We start from the raw sequence: 16,013 nt of genomic DNA, 5'->3' as shown, positions 1-16,013 counted from the left end.
CTATCCCCTACATTCTTATTGTTTTTTTGATACGTATTGTATCATCATTCCCAGCTCTATTTTAGGTAACTGATGTGGAGTCAAATAAACGCTTGTTTCAATGAAATGTTCCGGATCGAATTCATCGAAAACAAAAGTTACGTGCCCCAATTCCACTAAATTCGCACCAACATTCTCCCCCACGTAGGATACGGTATAGATTTGGTCTCCGAAGTGAACTTCATCGTTTATATGAAATACGAAAGCAGATACTTCCTCTTCAAATGCTTGTAAAATTGAAACATCACGGATTGCTTCCGTCGCATTTTCACCAAAAAGAACCAAAATCCGTTCATTTGTGCTTATTGCATCCTTACCTATATGCATTACTTTACTTTTCATCGAATGACTCCTTCATTAAAATTGATACTTTCATTTTAGCATATCTAATCTTCAAAACGTGCTTTGTTTGTTATACTTATACTAAGTAAAAAATATTTTAGGAGGAAATCTCATATGGCACATACTTTATACTTAGGTTCTTATACAAAACGCGAAAGTAAAGGCGTTCATCAAATTACGCTTGATACAGAAAAACACGAGTTAACAGACTATAAGTTGATTGCGGAAGTAGATTCACCTACTTACCTTACTTTCAATGCTGATAAAAGTTCGATGTACACTATCTCCAAAGAAGAAAATGGTGGCGGTCTGACGGCCTTTACCCGCCAAGAAGATGGCCAGTATGTAAAACGGTCATCGAACGCTTCTGAAGCAAGTGCACCTTGTTACATTGCTTTGGATGAAGAACGCGGATTATTATTTACAGCCAGTTATCACGCAGGTTACGTATCGGTTTATAAAGAATCTGAAGATGGCATGGAACTACTGGATCGCGTCAAGCATGAAGGCAGTAGCGTCCATGAAAACCAGGATGCTCCTCACGTTCACTATACCGATTACACGCCTGACAAAAAATATCTGATGGTTTGCGATTTGGGAACAGACGGAGTCTATAGTTATACTGTTTCTGATGAAGGCAAATTATCAGAAGTAGCGCGTTACCAAGCCCATCCTGGTACAGGGCCACGTCATCTCGTTTTCCATCCAAACGGCCATACCGTTTACCTTCTTGGTGAATTAAGTTGCGAAGTTGAGGTTCTAGAATACGACGAGAATGACGGCAGCTTAACCTATCAAAGCCGAATTTCAATGATTCCCGAGAGCCATACAACCTTTAATAGCGGTGCAGCTATTCGTATCAGCCGGGATGGTAAATACGTGTATGCTTCAAATCGTGGCCATGACTCCATTGTCGTTTATAAAGTTGAGGAAGACTATTCTCTCTCTCTCATTACATACATCCCGACAGAAGGAAAAACACCTCGTGATTTTAACCTCTCTCCCGATGAAGCTTATGTGATTGTTGGTCACCAAGACTCAGATAATTTAACACTTTTTAGCCGGGATGCTGAGAATGGTACTTTAAGCTTACTTCAAAAAGATGTACATGGACCAGAATGCGTATGCATTAAATATTAATGAAGGAACAAAAAACAGCTACTAGCCCAGGCTAGTAACTGTTTTTTTATGTGATTATTTATGTAGCACAGTTCCAACCACGCTTTGCGCCTTCACGACGCCGCTTGCAGTTAGTTCAAATGATTGAACTTTGTCCATGTTCGTAATAACAACAACCATCGCACTGTCTTTTCCTGCCTCTGCTAACGCATCCAAGTTACATGTCGCAACATGTGTACCAGCAGTTAAAGTATCGCCTTCTTTGACATGCGTTTCAAAAGGTTTTCCATTCAGTTCAACCGTGTCCAGCCCCATGTGCAATAAAATTTCCAGGCCGTTGTCCAGTTGAATTCCCACCGCATGTTTTGTCGGGAATACACTCAATACTTTTCCTTCAACTGGAGAATAAATTTCGCCATCTGTAGGAATAACTGCATAGCCGTCACCCATCATTTTTTGGGAGAAAACTGGATCAGCGACTTCAGTTACGGGAACTACACGACCATTTGCCGGTGCATATAGGTTTTTCTTTTCAAAAACTGGTTCTTCTTTTTTGTCTTTCTTAAAAAAGTTAAACATATCGAACGCCACCTTTAATAAATTTAAATCTTGAATTAAGATTTATTTACTACGTCTAATATAACATATTCAGCTTTTTTTTCCTATTTATCCAAATAGAACTAAATCGAATTCGAATCTTCATCCTTGAAAAATGCATCATAAATAACTTTCACTGCCGTTGCTTCTTGGTCTTCTTCGATACCAAACATGATACTGATTTCTGAAGAACCCTGGTTAATCATTATCAGGTTTACTCCAGCATCTGCCAGCGCTTGGGCTGCACGCGCCGTAGTACCAACCGAGGAAACCATTCCCTCACCAACCAGCATAATCAAACAAAGATTTGCTTCCATATGGACATCATCCGCTTTTAGCTCATTTTGAAGACGATATAAGAGCGCAGCTTGTTTGCCAGGAGTTAATTGAGCCCGGCGCAATACTATCGTCATGTCATCAACACCTGAAGGAATGTGTTCAATGCTTAGACTTAATTCTTCAAATATCTGAGCAAGTTTGCGGATAAAACCGAGTTCCCTGTTCATCAAATATTTCGTAATATGGATACTGACAAACCCGGATGAACTCGCAATTCCCGATAAAATACGTTTGTTTTTAGGCCGTGTCCGGGTAATCAAGGTTCCCTCACCATCTGGTCTATTGGTGTTTTTTACATGCACAGGAATGCTTGCATTAAAAGCTGGCTGCAATGCTTCATCATGGAAAACAGAGAAACCCGAATATGAAAGTTCACGCATCTCTGAATACGTGAGATGGTGGATTTTCTCTGGATTACTTATATGGTTGGGATTAGCAGCATAAATAGCATCTACATCCGTAAAGTTTTCGTACAAGTCTGCTTTTACACCGTTTGCGACAATCGCTCCCGTAATATCCGATCCCCCACGAGAAAAAGTGATTATTTCTTCTCTTTCGTTATAACCGAAGAACCCAGGTATGATAAGGACCTCTTCGAATTCACGTAAGCGATACAAATAATTATAAGACTCTGGCAGAATACTTGCATTTCCAGGTTGGCTTGTTACATAAATACCCGCTTCTTTTGGATTTACATATCGAGCTTTCAAACCAGATTCTGTAAAATAAGCAGCTATCAATTTTGCGTGATTGTCTTCTCCGCTGGCTTTAAAAGCATCTTCCAAGAGCTCCGGACTTCTGAATGAAGTTGCCAATAATTTTTGAAAATGTTTTTTTATCATTGTCATTACATCCGACTGCAATCCCAGTTCGTCCGCGATTTCTTGATAGCGATTCAATATACTGGTGTAAACTTGGCCATAATCTTCATCATTGATTATCGCTTGCGCAAAAGCAATTAACTGATCTGTTACTTTCGTATCTTCAGAATTACGCTTTCCTGGAGCAGATACGACTACAATTCTTCTTGTTGGGTCATTCTCTATGATTGCTAATACTTTCTTTAATTGCGTTCCACTCGCTAAAGAGCTTCCGCCGAATTTTACAACTTTCATTTGATTACCTCTTTGTTTTGTCTTTTTTAATCTTTCTCTCATTTGTGTTACAGTTAGAATAGCATGCACCATTTGGAACTGCAATGAAAAAATAAAAATAATTTGTAATCATTTTGTATTATTCCATCCCTAGTATTTTCAAAAAAAAAAGATATACTTAGCTAGAATGAATTGAAAAGGATGACGATGACGTGAATTTTAAAATGATACGCAAACAATTATTGGTTATACTCTCTCTTTTTATCGGTATCACACCTTTTTTAGCAAAAATGAATAGTCCGAAAACAAAAGCGACGTCCCACAAACCACTTTCTCTCTTTGACTTAGCAGGTGAATGGATATCCGACGAAGATACTGTTTTGATGGTCAAGGATGATGCAAGCGTATATCTTAATGATCTCCCCATCCAATTGATTCGCAAAGATTCCCAACAAAATCTGCTGATACTTCAAGATAAGTTCGGATACAATATTACCATTACAAAAATCGATGAAAATAAACTTACATTCCATGACGAAGTTGAGGATGCTACGTTCATTTTCCATAAAAAATAGTATATAAAGAGGGTGAGACTTTTTGTCTCACCCTCGCTTTTTTATCGTTTATTCCGCAACGGGAGTAATTATTTTTTCAATTTCTTCTACAACCAGTTTTGCAATATTGGAACCAATAACGAGTTGTTCATATAAAGGACGAACGTCTTCCGTCGTTTTCCCCATTGCTTTCATATAAATCTCACCGTCTCCGGCCAGACATACTCTATAGTAAAAAGTTTTAGTATTGTTTAATTCATTCATTACTTCCAAAACTTTATCTTTATCTGCATAGTTGGTTAAATAGGCCAATCGTTTAAAGCTGATTTGGAAATCGACCATATCCTCACCATTGACAATTACAACGCCAAACGGGACACGTTTACCTGGAGCGATCTGGAATGTCCCTTGATAAAGAGATTGATTATTAGGAATTTCTTGTCTTTTTAAGGGTAATTTTTTTTCAGCAAATAATTTTTCGATTTCTTCTAAAATTTTCAATATATTAGCTCCCTTCCTTTTTACTAATCAAGTATAGCATAATCAGGATAAAACAAAAAGAGCCAGCGAACTGGCTCTTTGATGTTGAATTCGTATTAACGACGACGTTCTGGAATACGAGCTGCTTTTCCGTGTAATGCACGTAAGTAGTACAATTTTGCACGACGTACTTTACCGAAACGAACAACTTCGATTTTAGCAACACGTGGAGTGTGGATTGGGAAAGTACGTTCAACTCCAACACCGTTAGAAATCTTACGAACTGTATAAGTTTCGCTGATTCCAACACCACGACGTTTGATTACAACGCCTTCGAAAAGTTGGATACGTTCTCTCTCACCCTCAACAACACGAGCGTGTACACGTACTGTATCTCCAGGACGGAATTCAGGAATGTCACTACGTAGTTGTTCTTGAGTAATTTTATCGATTAGATTCATATCTATTTCTCCTTCCAACAAATATTCATGCATAGTCTTTTACCTATCAGCGGAATATCGTTATCTTGGGACAGTCTCCCGTCCACTCGTAAGAGTTTATCATAATTATAAAGACCTGTAAAGTGTTTTTCATTGACAAACTTATTATTTTTCTTCGTTTTTAAATTCTTCCAACCATTTCTCTTGTTGCTTGGTTAACACAATAGAATCCAGCATATCCGGGCGTTTTAGCCATGTTTTGCGCAATGATTCTTTGTCTTGCCATTCCGCTATTTTCGCATGATTTCCGCTGACCAGAACGTCAGGTACTTCCATTCCACGAAAGTCGCGTGGACGCGTGTATTGCGGATGTTCCAGCAATCCCGTTGAGAAAGAATCCGTCTGATTAGACAACGTGTTGCCCAACGTTTCCGGAAGTAAGCGCACAACGCTATCAATGATAACCATAGCACTTAGCTCTCCGCCCGTTAAAATGAAATCCCCGATTGAAATTTCATCTGTGATAAACGCCTTTATGCGTTCATCATAACCTTCATAGTGGCCACAAATGAAAACTAAATGCTCTTCTTGGGCCAATTCCTCAGCTAAAGCCTGATCATATTTTTTCCCAGCTGGATCCATCAATATAATCCGTTTTTTTGTTTCAGGATACTTTGATTCGATGTTGCCAATGGCATCCACAATTGGTTGTGCTTTCAGCAACATACCGGCTCCGCCACCAAATGGATAATCATCAACGGTTTTATGTTTGTTATCAGCAAATTCACGAAAGTTTGTCGTTTCGATTGTAACGATTTCTTTTTCGGCAGCCTTGCCAATGATTGAATCCGTCATGGGGCCTTCAAACATATTAGGAAAAAGTGTCAGTACATCAATTCTCATTCTTCCAGCATTCCTTCCAATGGGGTTGCCACAGCATATCCTTCAGCCACATTCACTTCCTGGATGACATCTTTGATATAAGGCAATAGTAAATCTTTTTTACCTTTTCTTTGAACAACCCAAACATCATTTGAACCTAATGGAAGAATTTCCTTAATTTTACCAAGAACTTCGCCTGATTCTAATTTCACTTCCAAACCGATTATTTCATGGAAATAAAATTCTTCTTCATCAAGATCATGTAAAGCATCGGCAGCAACTTTTAATGTACCGCCTTTATATATCTCAACATCTTCAATTCGGTTTTTACCTTCAAACGTCAGCAAATCGAAATTTTTATGTTTACGGTGGCTTTTTACAATTAATTCAATAGGTTCTTTACCTTCTTGAAACAGCATCAAACTGGAACCTTTTTTATATCTTTTTTCAGCGAAATCTGTGACAGAAATGACACGGACCTCACCTTTTAGTCCTTGGGTATTTACAATATTACCGACACTAAAATATTGTTCCATGCTTCCACCTCTTTCCCGGTATTTTGATACAAAAAAAGGGACAGATCAACTATAACATTGAATGTCCGCTTTGTTTTGTATGTTTGACAAGTGTTTTACAAACGCTCTTTAGTTGTTGCCGCCGTCAATGACGAGGCGAACACGCTTGGATTGTTTTGTTCGTACACTGTATACGATTGTCCGAATTGCTTTCGCAACACGTCCTTGTTTACCAATGACGCGACCGACGTCTTCAGGATTGACTTTCAAATGATATTCAAAAAACTCATTGGTCTCTTTAATTTCAATTGAAACTTCATCCTTGTTTTCAACGAGCGGTGTAATCATGGTTAGAATCAATTCTTTAATATCAGGCATGTAATCCACCATCCTTTTGGTAATTTCAATGCTACTGACTACTTACCGAATAGCTTATTTAGCTGATTTGGAATCGTGGAATTTCTTCATGATACCTTCTTGTGAAAGTAGGTTTCTTACTGTATCAGAAGGTTGTGCACCATTAGCCAACCATTTCAATACTAGTTCTTCATCAAATTTTACTTCAGCTGGTTCTACAACTGGGTTGTAAGTACCTACTTTTTCGATGAAACGACCGTCACGTGGAGCGCGAGAATCTGCTACAACCACACGGTAAAAAGGATTTCTTTTAGAACCCATACGTTTTAGACGAATTTTTACTGCCATTCTTAAATACACCTCCAATTTCTAAATCTCACAAATGATATAATACCAGTTTAAGATAAGCTTGTAAAGTATTTTTTCTTTACAGGGTTATTTTTTTTTCTTTTTCTTCTTTTTGCCCATTTTCCGGGACATTTGTTTCATTGCCAATTGGCCTAATTTGCCTTTTGGCCCGTTGCCCATCAAGCCTTCCAAGCCACTAAAATTCCCTTTAGACATCTTGTTCATCATGCTACGGGATTCATTAAACTGCTTGATCAAGCGGTTTACTTCCGCTAAATTACGGCCTGAACCTTTCGCAATCCGACGACGTCTACTTTGGGATAACATATCAGGATTTTCACGTTCTTCATTGGTCATGGAAAGAACAATTGCCTTCATGTGTGCCATGTCTTTTGGATCAATTTTCATCTGGTCAAGGCCTGGTACTTGACTCATACCTGGAATCATCTTCAATAAATCTTCCAGAGGTCCCATACTTGTTACTTGGTCCATTTGGTCGATAAAATCGTTGAAATCAAATGTATTTTCACGAATTTTCTCTGCCATTTCTTTCGCTTTGTCTTCATCAAAATCTTGTTGTGCTTTTTCAATCAGGGTAAGCATATCACCCATTCCCAAGATTCGAGAAGCCATACGGTCGGGATAGAACGGCTCGATATCATCAAGTTTCTCGCCTTGTCCGGTAAATTTAATAGGTTTTCCTGTTACAGAACGAATGGATAAAGCAGAACCACCACGTGTGTCCCCATCCAATTTAGTCAGGATAACCCCGGTTATACCAAGTTGCTCATTAAAGGATTGTGCTACGTTAACAGCGTCTTGACCTGTCATGGCATCAACAGTAAACAGAATTTCATCCGGTTGAATCGCAGCTTTAATATTCTGCAATTCAGTCATCAAAACTTCGTCAACATGCAAACGACCTGCCGTATCAATGATGACAAGGTCGCGACCTGTCATGCGTGCTTCTTCTACCGCTTCTCGGGCAATATCAACTGGATTGGCTTCTGTACCTTTTGCATAGACAGGAAAGTCAAGTTGCTTCCCAATCGTTTGCAATTGATCAATTGCCGCTGGACGATAAACGTCAGCTGCTGCTAACATCGGACGCTTGTTTTCGCGTTTCTTCATGTAATTGGCTAATTTACCAGCAGTTGTTGTTTTACCTGCCCCTTGAAGACCAACCATCATCACAACTGTCGGTGGTTTTTTCGAGAAAATAAATGGTTCTTGTTCGCCACCCATCAACTCGGTTAACTCTTCGTTTACGATTTTTACAACTTGTTGTGCCGGTGATAAAGATTCCAACACGTCTGATCCCAACGCACGTTCATTTACCTTACGAACGAAATCTTTTACTACTTTAAAGTTAACGTCGGCCTCTAATAAAGCAAGACGGACTTCACGCATCATTTCTTTTAAATCGGCTTCGGTAATCTTACCTTTCTTGCCAATTTTTGTCATTGCGCCCTGAAGACGCTCAGATAAACCTTCAAATGCCATACTATCGCTCACATCCTTTTTATTTACTCGTCGATTGATTCTAGTTGATGAATCATTCTACTTAGCTCATTATCACTGGGATATTTTTCACTATTGTATACTTTCAGTTGGTCCAATAACTCGCGACGCATCAAGAAATCTTCAACCAAATGTAGCTTGTTTTCATAATCGGTTAAAATTTTCTCGGTCCGTTTGATGTTATCATAAACTGCCTGGCGGCTTACTTCAAATTCATCGGCAATTTCTCCAAGTGAATAGTCATCCCCATAGTAAAGCGAGAGATAGCCTTTTTGCTTTGTAGTAAGCAAAACACCATAAAATTCAAACAAAGTATTCATATAGTTTGTTTTTTCAAGTTCCATTTTCGGCCTCCTATCTCCCTTCACCTGTCAAGGTAAAGACTTTACATCACCCTTTAGAATACCCAGTAAATAGCGAAAAGTCAATATAAAACAGAAAAAAGAGACGGCTTTTGCCACCTCTTATCTGGATTCTATGCTTTCTTTTCAACTAAATCTTTAACAAGTCCGTAAATGTATTGCTCAGGATCAAATGCCTGTAAATCATTTATGCCTTCACCCAACCCCACAAACTTAACCGGGATTTCCATTTCCTGACGGATAGCAAGGATAACCCCACCTTTTGCCGTCCCATCCAATTTAGTCAAAATCAGGCCAGTAACATTTGTTGTCTCTTTAAATTGTTTGGCTTGAATTAAGGCATTTTGTCCGGTGGTTGCATCCAGAACCAATAACGTTTCCGATGCCCCGCCTGGAATTTCCCGCTCAATGATCCGGTTAATTTTCTCAAGTTCTTTCATCAAGTTAACTTTGTTTTGCAACCGCCCTGCTGTATCGATCAACAAATAATCATAATTACCTGATTGCCCTTTTTTCAAAGCATCAAATACAACTGAAGCAGGATCAGATTTAGCGTTTGAAGTCACTACATCCACACCCACACGTTCAGCCCATACTTCCAGTTGCTCGATTGCACCGGCACGGAAAGTATCCCCTGCAGCCAATAAGACTTTTTTGCCTTCGTTTTTCAATTTATAGGCGTATTTACCAATCGTGGTTGTTTTACCTACACCGTTAACACCTACAAACAAAACAACTGTTAAACCTTCTGGATTTTCTTTGATTGTTGGCAAACCTGTTTGACCTTTTTCGTAAATATCAACCATGGTTTCAACAATTAAATTCTTGACTTGCTCGCCCGTACGTGTTGGTTTCACACGCATCTCTTCACGGATAACATCCGATATAGCGATGGTCATATCAAAACCGACATCGGCAGAAATAAGTACTTCCTCTAAATCGTCAAAGAAATCTTCGTCCACTTCCCGGAAGCCCGCAAATAACTCATTGATTTTATCTGAAAAACTTTTACGGGTTTTTTCCATCCCTTTATCGAACTTATCAATGACTATGCGCTTCTCTTCGTTTACCGGTTCCTGTGTGACATCTTCCCCGGTAAAGGCACGTTTAATGCGATCAAATAACCCCATAGCACTCACATCCTTTTTATTTTATAGTACAAATTGGTGAATGGCGTGAGCAACGCCATCTTCATCATTTGTTTTAGTGATAAATGTCGCTTTTTCTTTAATCGCTGTAGTGGCATTGCCCATTGCAACGGCTACACCAGCATAATCGAACATAGCTGAATCATTTTCTTCATCGCCACATATCATCACTTCATCTGCAGTATACCCCATTAAATCACATAAGCGGGCAATTCCGCTCCCTTTATCAACTTCTGGATGCATGATTTCATAAAGCAAAGGACGTGATTTCATCGTAGAAAATTGTTCATGGAAGGCTGCTGGAATTTGGGCAATAGCTTGATCCAGATAGTCCGGATCGGTACAGAAGACAACTTTATTGAATTGATGGGTGTCCTCAAAAGAATCAATGCTTCGTTCCACAAATGGCAAACTTGCGCTCATCAAAGTTGGATAGAGTGATTCTCGTCCAACCGGATAAGCAGGCTCATAAACATAATTCAAATCAAGCATGTTCATTGGCAAAGCCAAGTCTTGGCTCAATTGATATATCGTTTTGATGTCTTGATAAGACAATGTTTTTTGCGATAAAACCTTGGAGTCATGGTTTCTTTGCACAAGCCCCCCGTTATAGGTGATAGAGAAATCTTCCGCACCCAAAAGGTTTAATTCATCGACATAACGCTTGATTCCAAGTAAAGGTCTCCCTGAACAAAGGACTACTTTTACACCTTTGGCTACTGCCAAACGGATTGCTTCTTTATTTACATCACTAATGCTCTTTTGGGTACTTAACAAAGTACCGTCTAAATCGAGTGCGATTAATTTAATCATTCAAATACTCCTATTCTTCTTCGTACTCCCCAAATTTTACGGATGCAAGGCGGGAAACACCAGAGTCTTGCATGGTCACACCATACAAAACATCCGCTTCTTCCATCGTCCCTTTTCTGTGGGTGATCACAATGAATTGCGTTTCCTTTTCAAATGAGGCCAGGTATTTCCCGAACCTCACGACATTTGCTTCATCCAAAGCTGCTTCCACTTCATCCAGGATACAAAATGGCACTGGCGAAACTTCAATAATCGCGAATAATAAAGCAATAGCTGTAAATGCTTTTTCCCCACCGGATAATAAACTTAACTGTTGAAGTTTCTTTCCTGGCGGCTGGGCAATAATTTCTATTCCTGTTTCCAGAATATTATTCTCGTCCGACAACGCAATGGTTGCCTTACCGCCACCAAATAATTTCGGAAACGTCTTTTCAAACTGTTCCTTAATTGCATTAAAGGTGGTTAAGAAGCGTTGGGACACTTCTTCATCCATTTCCTCCATTGTATCCAGTAACGACTGCCTTGCGGTCAGGAGATCCGTTTGCTGTTGCTTCAAGAAATCATAGCGTTCTGCAATACGGTTATATTCTTCTATCGCAGCCATATTGATTGGCCCCAAGTCGGTTATTTCCTTTTTCAAGGTATTAACGGCTATTTTAGCTTCCGTCTCTGGCATAGTCAATGTATACGTGCTTACCGCAGCTTCATAATTCAAGCCATATGCCTCATTCAACCGATTCAGATGATGATCGATGGATGATTCCAACCGACCAGCCTGACTCTCAAATCTGGCTAATTTTTCCAATTCTGCCTGGATGTTCGCAGATAATTGATTTAATTCATTGTTCTTGGCTTCGGATTGTTCATCCAGATTATGTTTTTTCGTACGCTTATCATCCATAACCGAATCGAGTTCATCTTTACGCTTGTAGGCCTGTTCCAAACTTTGTAAAACTTCCTCAACAGTCTGGAATTCGTTCGTTTCTTGTTTTGATACAAGTTCGATGTTTTCTTCGATGGCCTGAATGGTCATTTTTTCTTTACTGATAATTTCCTGCGCTGCATCTATATCCCGGCGGAGTTGTTTTTCTTGCTCTTTTAATACTGCTAATTCTTGTTGCTTTTGACTCAATTCACTTTGGATCTTCTGTAATAACTTTTGGCGTTCCTCTTCATTCATGGTTGAATCGGCCATATCTTGTTTTAATCGCTCAACTTCAACAGCCAAATTATCTCTTTGCTTCCGTGCTTGTGCGAGAATGGTTTCAACTTCTTCATGCTGTTGATTGATTTGTTTCTGTTCAAAAACCTCGGCAGCATATTCTTTTTGTAAATCCTTTAGCAGCTCTTGCTCACGACTGAAGTTTTCTTTGACTTTTTCAAGTTCAAAAGCAACTTGACGAGTCTGACTTTGTAACGTTTCTTTCAGCTGTTGTGCTCCTTCAACTTCTACCGAGAGACCTTGATGTTTTTGTTCCAACTGTTGGTATTCCCTTGTTTTTTCTTCAATGAAAACCGTCAGTTTTTCAATGCTGTTCTTGCGGCTGAAAACGGAATTTCCTTGTTGACGTTTAGTGGCGCCCCCTGTCATTGAGCCGCCAGCGTGGATAACATCACCATCCAGGGAAACAATTCGGAAGCGATTATCTAAGCTTTTAGCAATCGCCAAACCGGAATCCAAGTCTTGGGAAATAATAGTCGTACCAAGTAGATTAGCCGCAATTTCGGCATAAGTCGGTTCATATGAAATTAATTCAGACCCTATCCCAATAAATCCGGGCTGGTTTTTTAAGTCATGTTTCACATAATCCGGTATCTGCCGTCCTTTGATGACCGTAAGGGGATAAAAGGTCGCTCTACCCAAGCGATTTGCTTTCAGTACTTGGATCGCTTTCGAGGCTGTTTGCGGATTATCAACGACAATATTTTGAATGGCGTTGCCTAAAGCCGTATCAATAGCCAAAGTATAGGTTTCCGGAACCTGGAATAACTCACCGACCGGTCCGTGGATACCTGGTATAACGTCTTTACGTTTAAGTATTTCCTTAACACCTTGGTAATAGCTGGCGTATGAATCTTCCAACTCTTGTTGACTCTCACGTCTTGCTTCAGCTTGTTGAATCGAGCGTACTAATTCATTCAAATGACGATTATATTCAGCAAATGTAGCTTCAGAAGTATTCAGCGTTTCCATAAGCTTTTGGAGTTTTTTATCCGTATTAGCTTGCTCAGATGTTTTTTGTTTAATAATTTGCGTATCTCTTTCAACGGCTGATTGAGACTGTTCGATTTTATCTTTTAGTTCTTTAAGCCTTTTTATCAAAACAGCATTTCGCTCTGTAAGATGTGCATATTCACGTTCATTTTGCAAAATAGTATTTTTGTTCATTGACTGAACTTGAAGCTTTTCAATGTATGTATCCCGTATTTCTTGTAGCCATTGATTCTTATCCTGAGAAAATTGTTTTTCTTTATCTGATAAACTGGTTATCTCACTCTGCAAAGCTTTACGAACGGATGCTTTTTCCTTCAACTCTTTAGAAAGTTCCTCTGCCTTAAGCGTCTCCGTCTCAATCAAATCTTGCTTTTCTTGTAGAATCCGTCCTTGCTCTTCTTTATTTTTTGCAGAAAAATTGGCTTTTTGGGCGAGAATATTCTTCTGTCCTTCTAATTGTTCAATTTTCCGGATAGTCGCCACATATTCATCCTGAAACTCATTCAGCTCCCGATCAAATAATGATGCGTTATGTTTTAGGGCAGCGAGGTCTTCTTTCAAACTGATCTGTTGTTTTTCCTCATTGGCGACTTTTTTCTGATAGCTTTCGATTTCTTTCTTCGAATCTTGCCATAGGTTGTTCAGGTTAGTAATTTCAAAAGCCAACAGTGCAATTTCAATTTTGCTCAATTGGGTGTTTTTTTCCTGATAGGCTAAGGCTGTGTCGCGTTGCTTTCCTAAAGGAATCAACTGATTATCAATTTCATGTAAAATATCCTGAACGCGATTCAAATGATCCATCGTTTCGGTTAATTTTCTTTGCGCACTGGTTTTACGATTTTTATATTTCGCGACTCCCGCAGCATCTTCAAATATTGCGCGACGTTCTTCGGGCTTATTCTGGAAAATTTGTTCAACTTTCCCTTGGGAAATCATGGAAAAGGAATCTTTACCCACGCCTGAATCCATCAACAAATCTGTAATATCTTTTAAGCGACATGGCTTCCGATTGATGAAGCAATCAGAGTCACCATTTCGGTTAATACGCCTTGTAAGACTCACTTCCGAAAAATCAATAGGGAGCGAGCGGTCTTCGTTATTAAATACTAATGTTACTTCTGCTATATTAATCGGTTTTCTCGATTGCGAACCGGCAAAAACGATATCATTCATTTTCTTCCCACGCAGGTTTTTGGCAGATTGCTCCCCTAATACCCAGCGGACAGCTTCAGACAAATTACTCTTGCCACTGCCATTGGGACCCACAATAGCGGTCACGCCTTTATCAAACTCGATAACGGTTTTATCTGCAAAAGACTTAAACCCCGTCATTTCAATTCTTTCTAGATGCAAATAAAACATCCTTTCCCGATCTGATTATCCTTTTTTCGTCAGTTTTTGGTAAGCAACGCGTGCCGCTGCTTGTTCCGCTGACTTCTTACTCGTACCTGAACCTTGTCCTAACACCTTACCATTTGCCTGCACTGCTACTTCAAAGCGTTTAGCGTGTGAAGGCCCGTCTTCCAGTAATAGGGCATACTTGATTAAAATATCACCATTTTTCTGTAGTTCTTCCTGCAACAATGTCTTGTAATCCATCGCATGTGAAAAAGCATCCTCTTTTATAGAATCAAGAACAACTTGTTTGATAAATTTTTTTGCAGCTGTCATTCCCTGATCCAAGAATAAAGCACCGATGAAAGCTTCAAACAAATCACACAATAGTGCTGGACGTTTACGGCCATTCATATTCTCTTCACCTTTACCCAGGCGAATATGTTTATCAAAATGGCAGTCGTTGGCAAATTGGGCCAAGCTTGGTTCACAAACAATCTGGGCACGTAAACGGGTTAATTTCCCTTCGCTCCAACTTGAATAGTAGTGGAAAAGAAACTCGGAAACTACTATTTCCAAAACCGCATCCCCTAAAAATTCCAATCGTTCATTATGCTTCATTTTTTGATGACGATGCTCATTCACATATGATGAATGGGTAAATGCCTCCTGTAACAGCATTTCATCGTTGAAACGAATCCCATATTCATCTTTTATTAATTGAATTAGATCATTCATATTTTGTTACCTCCTCTCGATTAATTAAAAAATCCATACTTCACCATTATACGTCAAACAGCCGTATTTTTCACTAAAATCTAGACAAGATAAGGTTTAAGAAGCATCAAAGTCCGTGAGGAATGAACATAACTTTTTGGTCACCCTTAGTTAAGGCGTTCTAGGTGATTACTCAAATCGGAATATCCTATTGAGTAATCAATTAAAGGTTAAAAGTGATTACTCAAACCTAATTCAGCTTCTAAGTAATCAGTTCAAGGCAAAAAGTGATTACTCAGACCATTAAACGGCTGTGAGTAATCACTTTTGGTTTTATTATTTATGGTGTTGGTAGGTATTATTCTCGGAAAGCCCGGAGACTACAGGCTCAGGGCGGTCCCACGGCAGTACACAAGCAAACCCGCAGGCCGAGGGCATTTCCTTCACCAACACCAGATAACCAAGAACCTCACTTTTCAAATTCTGAGTTTCCGTGCACACGCTCTTGCTGCACTCCACAAAAAAGGTTCTATGTCAAATCGTGTTGGTGGACCCTATAAAAGTCAAAGCGAGAATTAATTTTTCGCTTTGGCTTTTTCTTTTTCTCCTTGTCGATACACTTCATCTTTATACCGTAGCGCCTTCGGTTCAAAACGACTGGCTGTTAGGGGGGTAGCTGATGAGAATGCGCGCACGCAGGTGACTATAATTTCGGTAACCAAACCCAGAACGTTTAATGTTCTTGATTTTATTATTAACGCCTTCAATTGCTCCATTAGAGAGGGTATATAAACAG

18 protein-coding genes are annotated in these 16,013 nt (G+C 39.3%); 2 read left to right on the top strand and 16 right to left on the bottom strand.

Annotated features, from left to right (window positions below):
* Window positions 1–15 precede the first annotated feature (15 nt).
* Window positions 16–381, bottom strand: coding sequence for a PTS glucitol/sorbitol transporter subunit IIA (locus ACTU7M_RS08535; RefSeq protein WP_443473969.1), 366 nt, complete (start codon window positions 379–381; stop codon window positions 16–18).
* 114 nt (window positions 382–495) lie between these two features.
* Here ACTU7M_RS08535 and ACTU7M_RS08530 point away from each other — a divergent pair, with 114 nt between their 5' ends.
* Window positions 496–1,521 carry a lactonase family protein gene (locus ACTU7M_RS08530; protein WP_443473968.1) on the top strand — a complete coding sequence of 342 codons (1,026 nt, stop codon included), beginning with the start codon at window positions 496–498 and terminating at the stop codon, window positions 1,519–1,521.
* Between the two features lie 54 nt (window positions 1,522–1,575).
* On the opposite strand, the gene ACTU7M_RS08525 is transcribed toward ACTU7M_RS08530, so the two are convergent.
* Both ACTU7M_RS08525 and ACTU7M_RS08520 read right to left on the bottom strand, forming a co-directional pair.
* On the bottom strand, window positions 1,576–2,079 hold the full coding sequence (locus ACTU7M_RS08525; RefSeq protein ID WP_443473967.1) for a PTS sugar transporter subunit IIA: 504 nt from the start codon (window positions 2,077–2,079) through the stop codon (window positions 1,576–1,578).
* A gap of 101 nt (window positions 2,080–2,180) precedes the next feature.
* On the bottom strand, window positions 2,181–3,551 hold the full coding sequence (locus tag ACTU7M_RS08520; protein WP_443473966.1) for an aspartate kinase: 1,371 nt from the start codon (window positions 3,549–3,551) through the stop codon (window positions 2,181–2,183).
* Window positions 3,552–3,742: 191 nt separating this feature from the next.
* On the opposite strand from ACTU7M_RS08520, the gene ACTU7M_RS08515 reads away from it, so the two are divergent.
* Complete coding sequence (locus ACTU7M_RS08515; RefSeq protein WP_443473965.1) at window positions 3,743–4,105, top strand: DUF4828 domain-containing protein; 363 nt, start codon at window positions 3,743–3,745, stop codon at window positions 4,103–4,105.
* A 48-nt stretch (window positions 4,106–4,153) separates the two neighbouring features.
* Here the strand turns inward: ACTU7M_RS08515 and ACTU7M_RS08510 are convergent, their stop codons facing one another.
* From ACTU7M_RS08510 to ACTU7M_RS08450, 13 genes are all read right to left on the bottom strand, one after another.
* Window positions 4,154–4,585: a hypothetical protein gene (locus ACTU7M_RS08510; protein WP_443473964.1), complete on the bottom strand. Its 432-nt coding sequence runs from the start codon at window positions 4,583–4,585 to the stop codon at window positions 4,154–4,156.
* Window positions 4,586–4,680: 95 nt separating this feature from the next.
* Window positions 4,681–5,025 (bottom strand): 50S ribosomal protein L19, encoded by a 345-nt coding sequence (rplS, locus tag ACTU7M_RS08505; protein ID WP_443473963.1) that lies wholly within the window; start codon window positions 5,023–5,025, stop codon window positions 4,681–4,683.
* 144 nt (window positions 5,026–5,169) lie between these two features.
* On the bottom strand, window positions 5,170–5,907 hold the full coding sequence (trmD, locus tag ACTU7M_RS08500; RefSeq protein ID WP_443473962.1) for a tRNA (guanosine(37)-N1)-methyltransferase TrmD: 738 nt from the start codon (window positions 5,905–5,907) through the stop codon (window positions 5,170–5,172).
* The gene (gene rimM / locus ACTU7M_RS08495; protein ID WP_443473961.1) at window positions 5,904–6,422 is read right to left on the bottom strand and encodes a ribosome maturation factor RimM; all 519 of its coding nucleotides are present in this window, start codon (window positions 6,420–6,422) and stop codon (window positions 5,904–5,906) included. The genes trmD and rimM overlap by 4 nt, the downstream gene beginning before the upstream one ends.
* A 108-nt stretch (window positions 6,423–6,530) precedes the next feature.
* Window positions 6,531–6,779, bottom strand: a complete 249-nt coding sequence (locus ACTU7M_RS08490) for a KH domain-containing protein (RefSeq protein WP_443473960.1) — start codon at window positions 6,777–6,779, stop codon at window positions 6,531–6,533.
* A 54-nt stretch (window positions 6,780–6,833) separates the two neighbouring features.
* Entirely contained in the window at window positions 6,834–7,106 is a 273-nt protein-coding gene (rpsP, locus tag ACTU7M_RS08485) for a 30S ribosomal protein S16 (protein WP_443473959.1), read from the bottom strand.
* Window positions 7,107–7,193: 87 nt separating this feature from the next.
* Window positions 7,194–8,609 (bottom strand): signal recognition particle protein, encoded by a 1,416-nt coding sequence (ffh, locus tag ACTU7M_RS08480; protein ID WP_443473958.1) that lies wholly within the window; start codon window positions 8,607–8,609, stop codon window positions 7,194–7,196.
* Between the two features lie 23 nt (window positions 8,610–8,632).
* Complete coding sequence (locus ACTU7M_RS08475) at window positions 8,633–8,971, bottom strand: putative DNA-binding protein (RefSeq protein ID WP_443473957.1); 339 nt, start codon at window positions 8,969–8,971, stop codon at window positions 8,633–8,635.
* Between the two features lie 131 nt (window positions 8,972–9,102).
* Window positions 9,103–10,119, bottom strand: coding sequence for a signal recognition particle-docking protein FtsY (ftsY, locus tag ACTU7M_RS08470; RefSeq protein ID WP_443473956.1), 1,017 nt, complete (start codon window positions 10,117–10,119; stop codon window positions 9,103–9,105).
* A 21-nt stretch (window positions 10,120–10,140) separates the two neighbouring features.
* Window positions 10,141–10,950 carry a Cof-type HAD-IIB family hydrolase gene (locus ACTU7M_RS08465; RefSeq protein WP_443473955.1) on the bottom strand — a complete coding sequence of 270 codons (810 nt, stop codon included), beginning with the start codon at window positions 10,948–10,950 and terminating at the stop codon, window positions 10,141–10,143.
* Window positions 10,951–10,960: 10 nt separating this feature from the next.
* Window positions 10,961–14,518: a chromosome segregation protein SMC gene (gene smc, locus ACTU7M_RS08460; protein ID WP_443473954.1), complete on the bottom strand. Its 3,558-nt coding sequence runs from the start codon at window positions 14,516–14,518 to the stop codon at window positions 10,961–10,963.
* Between the two features lie 24 nt (window positions 14,519–14,542).
* Window positions 14,543–15,238 (bottom strand): ribonuclease III, encoded by a 696-nt coding sequence (gene rnc, locus ACTU7M_RS08455; RefSeq protein WP_443473953.1) that lies wholly within the window; start codon window positions 15,236–15,238, stop codon window positions 14,543–14,545.
* Between the two features lie 627 nt (window positions 15,239–15,865).
* A partial coding sequence (locus ACTU7M_RS08450; RefSeq protein ID WP_443474046.1) for a transposase occupies window positions 15,866–16,013 on the bottom strand: 148 nt, incomplete at its 5' end.

It is taken from the genome of Jeotgalibaca sp. A122, from assembly GCF_052266715.1.
Lineage (GTDB): Bacteria > Bacillota > Bacilli > Lactobacillales > Aerococcaceae > Jeotgalibaca.
Note: the sequence above shows the minus strand (reverse complement) of the source record. Positions and strands in the feature narration are given on the sequence as shown.

Excerpts from the sequence above, each read along its gene's own strand:
- ACTU7M_RS08535 (WP_443473969.1), bottom strand. The coding sequence starts at position 381 with ATGAAAAGTAAAGTAATGCATATAGGTAAGGATGCAATAAGCACAAAT.
- rimM (WP_443473961.1), bottom strand. The coding sequence starts at position 6,422 with ATGGAACAATATTTTAGTGTCGGTAATATTGTAAATACCCAAGGACTA.
- ffh (WP_443473958.1), bottom strand. The coding sequence starts at position 8,609 with ATGGCATTTGAAGGTTTATCTGAGCGTCTTCAGGGCGCAATGACAAAA.
- ACTU7M_RS08465 (WP_443473955.1), bottom strand. The coding sequence starts at position 10,950 with ATGATTAAATTAATCGCACTCGATTTAGACGGTACTTTGTTAAGTACC.
- ftsY (WP_443473956.1), bottom strand. The coding sequence starts at position 10,119 with ATGGGGTTATTTGATCGCATTAAACGTGCCTTTACCGGGGAAGATGTC.
- ACTU7M_RS08525 (WP_443473967.1), bottom strand. The coding sequence starts at position 2,079 with ATGTTTAACTTTTTTAAGAAAGACAAAAAAGAAGAACCAGTTTTTGAA.
- trmD (WP_443473962.1), bottom strand. The coding sequence starts at position 5,907 with ATGAGAATTGATGTACTGACACTTTTTCCTAATATGTTTGAAGGCCCC.
- rplS (WP_443473963.1), bottom strand. The coding sequence starts at position 5,025 with ATGAATCTAATCGATAAAATTACTCAAGAACAACTACGTAGTGACATT.
- ACTU7M_RS08490 (WP_443473960.1), bottom strand. The coding sequence starts at position 6,779 with ATGCCTGATATTAAAGAATTGATTCTAACCATGATTACACCGCTCGTT.
- ACTU7M_RS08520 (WP_443473966.1), bottom strand. The coding sequence starts at position 3,551 with ATGAAAGTTGTAAAATTCGGCGGAAGCTCTTTAGCGAGTGGAACGCAA.
- rpsP (WP_443473959.1), bottom strand. The coding sequence starts at position 7,106 with ATGGCAGTAAAAATTCGTCTAAAACGTATGGGTTCTAAAAGAAATCCT.
- ACTU7M_RS08530 (WP_443473968.1), top strand. The coding sequence starts at position 496 with ATGGCACATACTTTATACTTAGGTTCTTATACAAAACGCGAAAGTAAA.
- rnc (WP_443473953.1), bottom strand. The coding sequence starts at position 15,238 with ATGAATGATCTAATTCAATTAATAAAAGATGAATATGGGATTCGTTTC.
- ACTU7M_RS08475 (WP_443473957.1), bottom strand. The coding sequence starts at position 8,971 with ATGGAACTTGAAAAAACAAACTATATGAATACTTTGTTTGAATTTTAT.